Source organism: Pseudoalteromonas sp. NEC-BIFX-2020_015 (assembly GCF_012952265.1).
In the GTDB taxonomy this organism is placed as follows: Bacteria; Pseudomonadota; Gammaproteobacteria; order Enterobacterales; family Alteromonadaceae; genus Pseudoalteromonas; species Pseudoalteromonas neustonica.
Genome location: NZ_JABCJL010000087.1, coordinates 1 through 778 on the forward strand (window position 1 = coordinate 1; position 778 = coordinate 778).

1 protein-coding gene is annotated in these 778 nt (G+C 75.7%); it reads left to right on the top strand.

Translation table 11 applies throughout. The annotated features are described in order from the left end of the window. Positions 1-778 (top strand): YhjD/YihY/BrkB family envelope integrity protein (locus HH219_RS21660; protein ID WP_169328606.1); only part of this gene is annotated, 778 nt, incomplete at both ends.

The following is a 778-nucleotide window of genomic DNA, read 5'->3' on the forward strand; positions in this document are numbered from 1 at the left end:
GCCGGCGCCCCGATCGGCGCCGGCGCCGCGCACGTCGCCTCGGCGTCGACCGCCGACGTCGCAGCGAGCCGGCCGCGGCGGTACCCGCCCGGCGTCGCGGGCCTCGTCGCCCGCGCCAAGGCGCTCTTCACCTGGTGGCAGGAGACCCGGCCGGCACGGGCGTTGGCTCGGTTCGGCTCCGTCGGTGGCGGCGTGCTCACCGGCGGCATCGCCTACAGCGCGCTGTTCTCGGTGTTCGCCGCCGTGACCCTCGGCTACACCGCGTTCATGACCGTGCTCGGCGGGAACGAGGCGTTGCGCGCAGAGGTGCTCGCGACCGCGGACAGCTACCTCCCGGGGCTCATCGGCGGCGAGGGCAAGCGCGGGCTCATCGACCCCCGCGACCTCGTGGTCGGCTCGGGGCTGAGCCTCGCCGGGATCGCCGCCGTCGTGGTGCTGGTCTACAGCGCGACCGTGGCGATGGCGGCCCTGCGGACGGCGGTCCGTGCCGTGTCCGGGGTGGGCGCCGTCGGCACGAACCTGCTGCTCGGCAAGGCGCGGGAGCTGGCGGGGATGGTGGGGGTCGGGCTCGCTGTCCTGCTCTCGACGATCGTCACCCTGGCCGTCACCGCCGCGTCGGACTGGTTGCTGCGGCTGCTCGGGCTCGAGGCCGTCAGGGGAGCGGTGTCCTGGGCGGTCGGGGCCGGTGTGGCCCTCGCGGTCGACGCCGGCATGTTCGTTCTCGTCGTGGTGGTGCTCGCCGGGGTCCACCCGGGCCGTCGCGAACCTCCCGAAGGGG